The sequence below is a fragment of the Desulfobacter sp. UBA2225 genome, assembly GCF_002348205.1.
Taxonomy (GTDB): domain Bacteria; phylum Desulfobacterota; class Desulfobacteria; order Desulfobacterales; family Desulfobacteraceae; genus Desulfobacter; species Desulfobacter postgatei.
The window spans coordinates 1-11,034 of record NZ_DDYV01000271.1 but is presented as its reverse complement, the minus strand read 5'-3'; the positions used below and the strand labels follow the sequence as shown (position 1 = coordinate 11,034).

9 protein-coding genes and 1 pseudogene are annotated in these 11,034 nt (G+C 44.1%); 6 read left to right on the top strand and 4 right to left on the bottom strand.

The window, feature by feature from the left end:
* From B3D59_RS14010 to B3D59_RS14000, 3 genes are all read right to left on the bottom strand, one after another.
* Positions 1-528: peptidylprolyl isomerase (locus B3D59_RS14010; RefSeq protein WP_286820653.1), on the bottom strand; the 528-nt coding region annotated here is incomplete at its 3' end.
* Positions 529-881: 353 nt separating this feature from the next.
* Positions 882-3,443 (bottom strand): ATP-binding protein, encoded by a 2,562-nt coding sequence (locus tag B3D59_RS14005; RefSeq protein ID WP_286820646.1) that lies wholly within the window; start codon positions 3,441-3,443, stop codon positions 882-884.
* A gap of 8 nt (positions 3,444-3,451) precedes the next feature.
* A complete protein-coding gene (locus B3D59_RS14000; RefSeq protein ID WP_286820645.1) occupies positions 3,452-5,215 on the bottom strand; it encodes a substrate-binding domain-containing protein in 1,764 nt (587 codons plus the stop codon).
* A gap of 136 nt (positions 5,216-5,351) precedes the next feature.
* Between B3D59_RS14000 and B3D59_RS13995 the strand changes: the two genes are divergently transcribed.
* Positions 5,352-5,927 carry a S16 family serine protease gene (locus tag B3D59_RS13995; protein ID WP_286820644.1) on the top strand — a complete coding sequence of 192 codons (576 nt, stop codon included), beginning with the start codon at positions 5,352-5,354 and terminating at the stop codon, positions 5,925-5,927.
* 35 nt (positions 5,928-5,962) lie between these two features.
* On the opposite strand, the gene B3D59_RS13990 is transcribed toward B3D59_RS13995, so the two are convergent.
* Positions 5,963-6,700, bottom strand: a complete 738-nt coding sequence (locus B3D59_RS13990) for an ATP-binding protein (RefSeq protein ID WP_286820641.1) — start codon at positions 6,698-6,700, stop codon at positions 5,963-5,965.
* Positions 6,701-6,959: 259 nt separating this feature from the next.
* On the opposite strand from B3D59_RS13990, the gene B3D59_RS13985 reads away from it, so the two are divergent.
* From B3D59_RS13985 to B3D59_RS13965, 5 genes and pseudogenes are all read left to right on the top strand, one after another.
* Positions 6,960-7,583, top strand: coding sequence for a Crp/Fnr family transcriptional regulator (locus tag B3D59_RS13985; RefSeq protein ID WP_349676896.1), 624 nt, complete (start codon positions 6,960-6,962; stop codon positions 7,581-7,583).
* A 445-nt stretch (positions 7,584-8,028) separates the two neighbouring features.
* Positions 8,029-8,292, top strand: coding sequence for a hypothetical protein (locus B3D59_RS13980; RefSeq protein ID WP_286820639.1), 264 nt, complete (start codon positions 8,029-8,031; stop codon positions 8,290-8,292).
* A gap of 426 nt (positions 8,293-8,718) precedes the next feature.
* A complete protein-coding gene (locus tag B3D59_RS13975) occupies positions 8,719-9,216 on the top strand; it encodes a hypothetical protein (protein WP_286820635.1) in 498 nt (165 codons plus the stop codon).
* A gap of 18 nt (positions 9,217-9,234) precedes the next feature.
* Positions 9,235-9,600 carry a hypothetical protein gene (locus B3D59_RS13970; protein WP_286820634.1) on the top strand — a complete coding sequence of 122 codons (366 nt, stop codon included), beginning with the start codon at positions 9,235-9,237 and terminating at the stop codon, positions 9,598-9,600.
* 2 nt (positions 9,601-9,602) lie between these two features.
* Positions 9,603-11,034, top strand: a pseudogene (locus B3D59_RS13965) (hypothetical protein); the annotation flags it as partial.

Below are 11,034 nucleotides of genomic sequence, written 5' to 3'. Positions count from 1 at the left end.
AGAAAAAGAGGATAAAATTAAAACCGTTGAGATTCTGGCAGTAGGGGATGAGGCAAAGGTTTTAATTTTATCCTCTTTTTCTATGGCATTGACCACCGTCATCCCCTTGATCACCTTGCCGAACACCGTGTGTTTGCCGTCCAGCCAAGGGGTGGCTTTGTGGGTAATGAAAAACTGGCTGCCATTGGTGCCCGGACCTGCATTGGCCATGGACAAAATTCCGGGAGCGTCATGTTTTAATTCAGGACTGAACTCATCTTGGAACCGGTATCCTGGACCTCCCCGGCCCGTGCCCTGGGGGTCTCCACCCTGGATCATAAAATCCGGAATCACCCGGTGAAATGTCAGTCCATCGTAAAACTTTTCGCCCTTTTTAACATCTGTATCCATTTTTCCCAGAGCAAGCCCTGCAAAATTGGTAACAGTCAACGGGGCCTGTTTGTAAAAAAGCTCAAGAAGAATGGTTCCTTTATCCGTATCCATTTTTGCATACAGACCGTCTGCAAGGTCACCTTCGTTTTGGGCCATGGCGCCGGAAGGGATCATGGTCAAAGAAAAAAGAATCCCCCAGGCCAGGACGGATCTTAATATTTTCAAACTAATATGACGGCAAAAACCCCAAAAAGAGATATGGCCGATCCGAGCTCTTTCATTATTATATTTCATCTGCTCTATCCTGAATTTTATTTTTTAATGTTGCCAGGCAACTGGAATTATTGATATTTGGGGGCCTAATTCCCGGTACCTGAATCCAATTTCGATCGGATATTAACATGTTTCTTCTAAAATACAAATGCATTTAAAACAAACGCGGCCTGGCCATACAAATGTCGCGCCAAGTGTTGCAAACTTCAATCCGGTTTTTCTTTTTTTAAATTTCATCAACTTTTCGCTTTATCAAGCAGCACATTTATGCTGTTTAAATAGACGATATTTTGACAAGGTTTGGAAACGTGATCAACAAAACAATCGTCTCTTTTTAAATCTTTTATAGACTCCAAAAATTCTATATTACCGGAAATGAATAAAATAGGGGTTGTTTTATTTTCTGATCTAATATGGTCATACATATTTTTACCATTTATCTTCCCGGGCAACATATAATCAAGGCTTATCAAATCATACTCATTCTTAGCAAGAAATTTTAAAGCAGCTTCTCCTGTATGTGCTACATCAACGATGTGATTACACGGGTCATTTGTCAAAACAAAACGCTGAACTTCTGCAATTTGAATCTCATCTTCAACTAACAGAATCCTTTTATTGCTATGGCAACCCTCATTTTTTATAGCCATCTTCTCTTCTTTTGTGAGTTTTCTTCTAATTAATGGGAAACTCAATTCAACTGTAGTGCCGATATTTAATTGAGAGTGTACCGTAATGTTGCCTTTATGAAGCTCAATACATTTATTAACGTTTGCCATTCCATAACCGGAACCTTTTATCGTGCTCTCATAAGATGCTAAGACATCTCTACTGCCCTTAAGAGAGAAAGACGGTTCAAAAATTTTATCAATATGCGCCTCAGGGATTCCACAGCCATTGTCACTGATCATTACAATGACTGTTCCATTCGATTGTCGAAGTTGGACAGAAATAAACGGATTTTCAGATTTACTCAATGCGTGAATAGAATTTTGAAAAATATTTACAAGACAATGTTCTATCATTCCCGGATCAGCAAGAAAATCTATATTCTCAGACAATCCCTCTTTTCTAATTTCAATCCCTTCTAAATTCTTTTCTAACAAATTTAGCACCAGTTCTATTTTTTCATTAAGATAAAAATACTCGTATTTGGGTTCTTGATCTTTGGCAAACGCAACTAAATTCTTGGTTAAATTTCTTCCCCGCAAAGATTGATCGAATATAACCTGAAATATTTTTAACGTTTCCTGTTCTTTACACCTGAGCAAGCCTAACTCGGATTGCCCCATTATGATTCCAAGGATATTATTGAAATCATGAGCCATTTTCCCCGCAATTTTCCCAACCAGAGCTAATTTTTTATGTTCTTCAAGGGCTAAGTATGCTTGAATTTTTTCTTCTTCGTTTTTCTTCCTTTCAGTGATATCTCTTGCAATCCCGAGAACCCCTTTAAGATTACCTTCCGAATCAAACACGGGTGTTTTTATTGTTTCAAGATGTTCTTTGTGTCCATCATCCGCATAAACTATCTCTTCCTCATTTATATACGGTTCGTTAGCGCGTATTGCTGCCAGATCCATTTTTTTAAAAAAATCCGCTAATTTTTTATCGACAAAATCGTAATCTGTTTTTCCTATGATATCTTTTTGTTTTGCGCCAAAAAAGCGTTCAAATCTTAAGTTGCATAATAAGTATTCGCCTTGGGGATTTTTCAACCATACCAGATCGGGAATCGTTTCAATAAGTGTCCTTAACAAGGCCTCATGTTCTTGAAGCGTATCCAACATTGTATTGAAATGATATCCATATCCAATTAATTCATCTTTTTTACTGCCAGCCCAAAAAAATCTTTCATCAAAATTCCCGTCTCTGACCTTACGCATCACCATAGCAAGAGAACGTATCGGTGTAACAATCGTTTTTGAAAACAGATAGAAAACAAAACCCATTAGGGTTACACTGATAACCGTTAAAAATAACGCCATGTTGTTTAGATAGTTTCTTTTAGATTCGGCCTCGACATATTTACTTTTGAACAATGCTGATGCTTCCGTAAAAACATCATCAAACTGATTGAGAAGACCGGTGTTTACTAACTCAAAATGCTCTTCGGTGTTATTTATTAGATTCGCGAGTTTGAAATCCTCCTGCAATAAATTTTTGAAAGATAAAAGATATTCCTTGGTCCTGTCGTCAGATGGATGTATTTGTTCAATCTTTTTATAAAGGTAATCAACGACCATGATTAATGAATTATAAACAGGTTCATCCTGCTGCATAATGTAAACGATAAAAAAATGGTTTAAATTAAAGAGAGGCTTAAAGAATTGCCTCATATCGTCATTCAAAATATTTGAACTCAACGATCGGTAACTTGTATTCAGGCTTGTCCTGTGAAGATTCTGGGTTGTTTTTAATTGTTGTGCCTCATTAAAAATTGTTTCTTGATGGAGAATCCCGGCCCGAATAGAATGCAATTTTGATTGAATCGTTTTATTGGTTTCAAAATCTTCTAACTCTCTAAGCTCTGTTTTTATACTTGAAATTGAAGCGCCATAATTTGCAATAGCGTCCGGATTTTTTTCTTCAAGAACTTTTTTCTCCCAAAATCGAATTTCATAAAATCCACCATTTACCGCATGCAGTTTTCTCTCAGCCTGAGACATCTCCAACATCTGTGTAGCTAATATTTCTTGCTCATTAAGAAAATAAGTTAATAATCCATAATTCACCACGAATAAAAGGATAAGAAGGATTACTATAGCGCTGATTTTGCTGCTGATTGTTCTAAACAAATGAATACCTATTTTTTTATTACGGAAAGAGTTAGGGGAATATTGGATGGAATTTCTTCACCTCGAAAATACTTTGCCGTTATTTCAAGAGCCATTCGTCCCATTTTCTGGGGATGCTGCGCTATTGTTGCTGTTATCTTTTTTGTTTTTACAGCTTGAACAGCCTCTCTCATTGCATCGAATCCGACAAGAATTTTGTTTTGGGATAATTTACGTTCGGATAATGCGTCTGCCACCCCAAGAATCATATTATCATTATGTGCAAAAACAGCATCGAAATAGACATTCTCACGCAGCAGTTTACTCATAACTTGTTTGGCTTGCTCCCGGTCAAAATTTGCCGCTTCTCTGGCGATTATTTTTATATTATCAAATTTTTTTAGTTCGTCATTGAATCCATAGCCACGATCATGAGATGATGATGTTCCTGGAATGCCTTCGATTTCGACAATATTTCCTTTTTCTTTTAATATATCGGCCAACAATATAGCCGCCATTCTACCACCTTCAAAATTATCTGGGCCTACATGACAAAGGATTTTTCCGCCGGCGGATTTTCTATCCACAGTTATGACCGGTATTTTATTCATAACTGCCATCTCAACACCCGGAACGACAGACTCAGCATTTGTGGGATTTAAAATTATGATATCGGGATGACTCTTTTGAAATTCAGCCAAGTCCATCAATTGTTTTGAATCGCTATTCTCGGCACTATTGATGATAAGTTCAATGCCATATAGTTCGGCTGCCTTTTGGGCACCGTCAGCCATTGATACAAAAAAAGGATTTTTCATATCAGAAATGGAGAATGCGACTTTTTTACCAAAAGTTTCGTAAGTGATAATATCTAAAGGTGTCGACAGGTTATCAGGAACAGCCTCTCCGTTTATTTTTTTTTGGGCGAGCATCACACCGTATGCCCCCATAAGTTCCGGATGCTGCTCCATTGTTGCGTGGATTTTTTTATGTCTGATCTCATTTCTAACAGATTCTATATTATCGTATCCGGCAATGAGGATCTTTTTATTCAGATCTAAAATATCTATCGCCTGTAATGTTCCGATGGCCATCTTGTCGTTTGCACAAAAAATCGCATCAATAGAAGGGTGTTTTTGCAATAATTTCATAGTTACAGAAAACGCTTCTTCTGTTTTCCAATTTGCCGACTCTGATGCCACAATCCAAATTGAAGAATTTTTTGTAACGGCTTTTACAAAACCTGATTTACGAAGTTCGGCATTTTCTACCCCCCGAATCCCCTCAATGACAATGACACGCCCTTCTCCTTTGAGTTGTTGCTTAATGTATTGTCCTAAAAGCTCACCACCCGTCTGGTTGTTAGATCCTACAAATGGTATGTTTAGCCCTTCTTTGCTAAGCAGATTATTGTCTAATGGGTTATCGATATTGATAACTGTAATTCCTTTTTTAATGGCTTTCTTACAAACAGGCACCAATTTTTTTGAATCCGCCGGCGTAAGCACAATGGCACCAATGTTTCTTGAAATCAGACTTTCCATAATACTTATTTGGTGGAATGTGTCAGTTTCATTTATAATTCCAAAAACCTCTAATGGAATTTCATTTTCTTTCGCAAAATTTTTGGCACCCTGTTCCATTTTTAAAAAAAAGGGGTTGGTTAACGCTTTCATGACCAGAGCAATGGTGTGATCGTTATCAGCAATCACGATTGAAGGGATTAATGAGATTGCAGCGCAGAAAAAAATAGAGGATAAAATAACCAGCCTATGTAATTTCTTCATCTTCATCGTTGCATCTCCTATCGTTGGATTTAAGAAATCAGAATACTACACTTTGGAAGGGTCTCATACAAAAATATCAGGGTTTAATTGAAATATGTGCCGATTGACACAACGTAAGGCACAAACGAAAAGGCGAACAAAATTGGCTCGTTATTTAATGAAATTGCAGGGGCCAGGGACCGCGTGGGATGCCACAGGCCTGGCCTGGACAGAAAGCGGCGGGGAAATCATCTTTGTTGAGACCACGCGGATGATGGGAGCAGAACGTTTGATCCTCACCGGATACCTCGGAAAGATAATGAAAGAATCGGCCCAGGCCGCCTTAAGTTACATCCGCAGCCATACTGAACAGTTAGGTCTGGCTGCAGACTTTCTCCAGGGCCGGGATATCCACGTCCATGTTCCCTCGGGAGCCATTCCCAAGGACGGCCCGTCAGCCGGGATGATCATTGCCGTGGCATTGACCTCCCTTTTAAAGGAGATTCCCTGCCCCAGGGATACGGCCATGACAGGCGAGGTGACGTTAAGCGGCAGAAGCCTTCCGGTGGGCGGCATTCGGGAGAAACTGCTTGCGGCCAAAACCGCCGGAATCAAGACCATCATTTTTCCTGCGAAAAAACAGGCCGAAATTTCCGCCATGGATGACAGCCTCAAGCAGGAAATAAAAATCTTTACCGCAGGAGAACTGGACGACGTGATCCGGCAGGTGTTAGGCTAAACTGTCATTGGCTCTGCTACACGGCCCAAAAGGACTTAAGCGGGGGTTTCAGACAAGACCTGGCCTGTGGTTGCAATGGTTACCTGGTGAACAGGAATTCTTTCACCGGATTTTTCCAGGGCACGCTCAACGATCCATTTCATTTTTGAGCAGCAGGGAACTTCCATGACTATCATGGTGATCTCCCGGATATTATTCCGGATAAAAATATCCGAAAGCTTGTCAATATAAAGCTCAGCATCATCAAATTTGGGACAGCCCAACATGACAACCTTGCCCTTCAGATAATCTGAATGAAACGACGGTGCAGCAACGGGAACGCAATCTGCTGTAATCAGCAGGCTTGCATCTTTTAAAAATGGGGCTGTGGCGGGAATCAGCCGAAGCTGTACCGGCCAGTGTCCCAGGGCTGAGGCGCCGGCGGATCCGGCAGTTGCCATACCCATTCCCGATACCGGGGAGATGGGAAACGTTGTTACCTGCTGTGATGGGCAACCCTTAAATCTGGGGCTATCGGCAGCTGATTTTTGCGCATCAAGCCTTGCGTGTACGGCTTCTTCATCATACGCATCAGCCTGACGCGCAATAAGCTTAAGCGCGCCTTTAGGACAATCCCCAAGACAGGCCCCAAGCCCGTCACAATATTTATCGGCAATGACCTTTGCCTTCCCGTCAATGATCTGAATAGCCCCTTCGGCACAGGAGGGGACGCAATTACCGCAGCCATCACACTTTTCGTCGTCTATTTCTATAATTTTACGGATAACTTTCATGGGTCACACCTTTCATTGTTAAAATTCAAATTGGGTTTACATCCTGGCTTTAAGTTACTATAGACAAAAAAAGGAAACCTTGATCTGGATCAAGCCTTTAATTTTTTTTACCGTCATCCGGATGCCCCAAATCAAACCATAACTGAAAAATATTTTTCGGAGGCAAAGCATCGAAAATTATCTGCATATCATTCCCCTTTTTTCAGGGCTGACAGAAGACCAGTGTGCGGCCCTTGCCGATTTGGCCAGCGAATTGAGCGTGAACAAAGGAGAGATTATCTTCCAGGAAGGTGACAGAGGCGAAGGGTTTTATATCGTGGCGGAAGGCCAAATTAAAATATTTAAAATCTCTTTTGAGGGAAAGGAGCAGATCCTGCATATATACGGTCCCGGCCATATATTTGGTGAAGTCCCGGTGTTCCAGGGAAAAAACTTTCCTGCCTCTGCCATGGCATTGGAACCGTCAACCATTCTTTTTCTGCCCAGGCAGGCATTTGTCCAACAGATTGAAAAGTCCCCTGCCCTTGCCATGAACATGCTGGCAGACCTGTCCAGACGCTTAAGGGAATTTACGATTCAGATTGAAAATTTAAGTCTGAAAGAAGTACCTGCCAGACTGGCCGCTTATATTCTCACCTTATCCCAAGAAGGGACGGAAGATTCACAAACAATCGCATTGGGAAAAGAAAGATCGCCGGTAGCCAACGTGTCGTTGCCTGTTTCCAAGGTTCAACTGGCAAGCCTCATCGGCACAACCCCTGAAACTATTTCCCGTGTATTAAAAAAAATGGACCTGGCCGGCTTTATCAAGGGGGATGGAAAAAATATTTTAATTTTAGATCAAGAGGGTTTGGCAGAGTTATCCCATACCGGTCGCCTTTAGAAACAGAAAATCGCCCTACAGGAAGCTGAAATTGACCGCCTGCAGCAAGAATCTAAGACGATTCCTGAAAGAATAGAGATCGCTAATCTTGAAGATTACCGCTGTTTTGAACGTATTTCAAATGAAAGTAAAAACCTTTTCGATTTTGTAACCAGCTGCGTTTGGAATGCCCGCAAACAGAGGATTGAATGGTTGCTTCCATCTATTCCACAAAGATATTTACTCACAGATGAGGAGATTGGGGCATTATCGACCCACCTGGTGGGTATTGGTCATCTTCCTGATGACTACCTGTTCCTGACATGTTCGCTTTTCTTAGTTCAAACATGTGGGACATATTAGACCCGGACCACCATTTTTTTTGCAGTATATCCTTGAAACTTTAACATATTTCTTCTTGTAGAAGTTGGCATACAAGTTGCTGTTAATTTGCACGAGGCTTACAATGACAAATGATGAAGATAAATTGGAGAAAACAATCAGGGCAATACGTCAATATATAGAAGACTTTCCCCGAGCTGCCGACAATCTTTTAGGAATTGCAAATTGGTGGTTTGAGGATGACCAATTTAGACCATCGATGAAATTGGTTGAAAAAGCGTTGGCGCACCTGATTAATGAGGGCTCAATTGTCGATAAAAAATCGGTAGGTGGTGAAGTCATATACTTGAAGGCCCCAACTCCGACAGATGGTCCGAGGGAGCTTTGAATGGGATTTGAGCAACGATTTCGGCGTGTCTCTGTCGCCATGATGATGGTCGATGACATAACATCCAGCATCTTGAGGCAGGTAGAGGTTACAATGGCGGACAGCCTGAGTAAACCGGTGTTTAACGGCGACGGCTTTTGTGTCTTTACAGACGTACCGGACGGAACCCGCGCTCTTTCGATACAGACTCATCATCATCGACCATTTTTCCATGACATTACAATCCCGCTTTCAACGACGGATAATTTTGTCTTGGACGTACCCGGAGAGAATGAATCGTTTGTCGTCGTTCAATCAGTGGAGCTTTCTACTCGCACAATCACCTTTGCGACCCGTGATTTCAGGCCCAGATTGGCAGTGGGAACCGCTGTCATCTCCAACCGCTTCCTCACGACATTGGCACAACCGCTGGAAGGGGTCGGTATCGTGTCCGCCGTGCTTACAGAAGTCGTATCGGGTGCGGAGACGCTCCAGGCCGGAGACCTTGTTCGATTTGTCGACCATCGAATAATTCGGATGCTGGCCGGACCCTATTATCCTTTTTTATCCGATATTCAACGAGTGAGCGGTACAGTGACCGATTCGGTGACAGGACTACCGCTCGCCTCTGTGGTCGTTGAGCTAAGACGCGTCAATAATCAGGTAGTTCAGAACCAGAATGTCGGTACCAACGCTGGAAATCGAGTGCGACTATACACTGTCGGCACGGGACCCGATTTGCGGGTGATCGGCCGTCAGACCCATGTGCGGTGCGAAACCGACGTCCGAGGAAGATATCTTCTCTATTTCTTACGAAGAGAGGACCTGATCATTACGGATATCCGTATTCGGGCCAAGCTTTCCGGCTACCAGAACAGTGTCGAAACTGTCTCGTTCAGTGAACGGCAGAGCGTTACGGTCAGTTTTTCAATGGTTGAAGTGTAACGAACCAGGAGGAAACCAGTGTCATATAAATTACGTAATCATACCAATCGAACTGTGGAGTTTCCACTCCCCGGGGGTGGATGGTGTCGACTGCTTCCCGGTCAACACCGGGAGCTTAACGACAAAGAGGCAGTGTCGCCGCATGTCGCCAGGCTCTCGAGGCGGGCCGGCATGCAACTCTCCAAACAATCAGCGCCAGCGGTTCACAAAAAGAAAGCAATCACGGCCGAGGCAGAAGAAAACAAGGCCGCAAAGGTAGATGGAGAGAATCCCGTTGATAAAGACGCGAAGAAAATTGCCAAGGTCGAGACGGGAAAAGCCGCAAAGGAAAACGATAGGGTCAAAAAAGGCAAGGAAACATCTACCGCAAAGAAGGAGGACTGACAATGGCCGAGTATCTTGCGCCAGGAGTCTACGTTGAGGAAGTTGCGTCCAGCGTCAAGGTGATAGAAGGGGTTGGTACATCGACCGCCGGTTTTGTCGGGGTGGCAGAGCGCGGGCCGGTCAACCAGGCGACGCTCATTACAAGTATTTCGGAATTCCATCGGGTATTCGGGAAGCCTCTCGATATACGGCAGGAATATTATCTCGGGCATGCAGTGGAAGCATTTTTCAGGGAAGGCGGGACCCGCTGCTACGTGGTTCGTGTGGTGCACTACGATGATATTCTGGATAACAGCACAATGACGGCAACACCGGCGACGAGGACGTTTGGTTTTGTTTCAGGCACGGCTGAGCTTACCATAAAGGCTGCCAGCCCCGGCGAGTTCGGCACCGGCATCTCCGTTGCGGTTCAAAACAGCAGCAAGTTCGGCACAACGTTGTCAACGGCGCGCGCGATGGGGACCTTCGACCGGGTGGCAGTTTCGAGCGGAGAGGGGATGACAAAAGGTACCCTTTTGTGGATGGTGCGTCCGATCCTTGCGACCGTCGCCCGAATTGAGGACGCAGCACTCGGACAGTTATCATTGACCTATGGCAGCCTCTATAGCGATCCAGAGGGAACGGCGGTCGCAGATGCTGAGACCATTGCAGCCGGCGCCCTAGTGATGACACCGGATTTCAGTTATATGGGGCAGACCACAGCCGAGGTCACGATTGCGGCCGACACCGATCCGATATTGACGCTGAGCAACGCGAGCGACGGCATCATGGCGCGGTTGAACAATCTTTTCGACACACCGATTCCACAAGGCACAACCCTCTGGATCGTTCCGGCGGATCAACAGGCCTTTGCAGTCGTGGACCGGGTTGAGACCATGGTGGTCGGGGGCAATAAAATTGTCAACGCCGTCTTTTCGGGACCATTGACCACAGCGGTCGATTTTCCGACAAACACGAAAGTACTCGCCAGAGACTACTCGCTGTATGTTCGTGAGGAGGGCGATCTTCTGGAAACCCACAAACATCTCTCTTCGGTTCGGGAAAACGGCGCCGACTGGGCGCCCAATCGCGTGAACGAGGGTCCGGGCGCGTCCCGCTTGATCCGCCTGTCCCAAGACGCGAGCGTTGTTCCGATTGTCAATGCCGGCTTCACGGCATTAGCTGGGAGTTATTCGGACGGTCTTTCTGATTTGTCTCGCTTCGATTATGTGGGCAGCCCGGTGAGTCGCACCGGCATTTATGCATTCGATACTGTTAATGACGTCAATATTTTAGCGATTCCGTATCCCCGTTTCACCGCAGCGACCGACCTATCGAGCGGGGCCGCTTCTGATGAGGCCTTGACGCATGTCTTCAAGGCGCTTGTGAGCTATTGCGAGCAGAGAAGCTACCTTTTCTGTGTTCTGGACAGCAAGCCCGGCCTCAGTGCCACCG

Coding starts and splice junctions, on each gene's coding strand:
- B3D59_RS13990 (WP_286820641.1), bottom strand. CDS start 6,700: ATGAAAGTTATCCGTAAAATTATAGAAATAGACGACGAAAAGTGTGAT.
- B3D59_RS14000 (WP_286820645.1), bottom strand. CDS start 5,215: ATGAAGATGAAGAAATTACATAGGCTGGTTATTTTATCCTCTATTTTT.
- B3D59_RS13980 (WP_286820639.1), top strand. CDS start 8,029: ATGACAAATGATGAAGATAAATTGGAGAAAACAATCAGGGCAATACGT.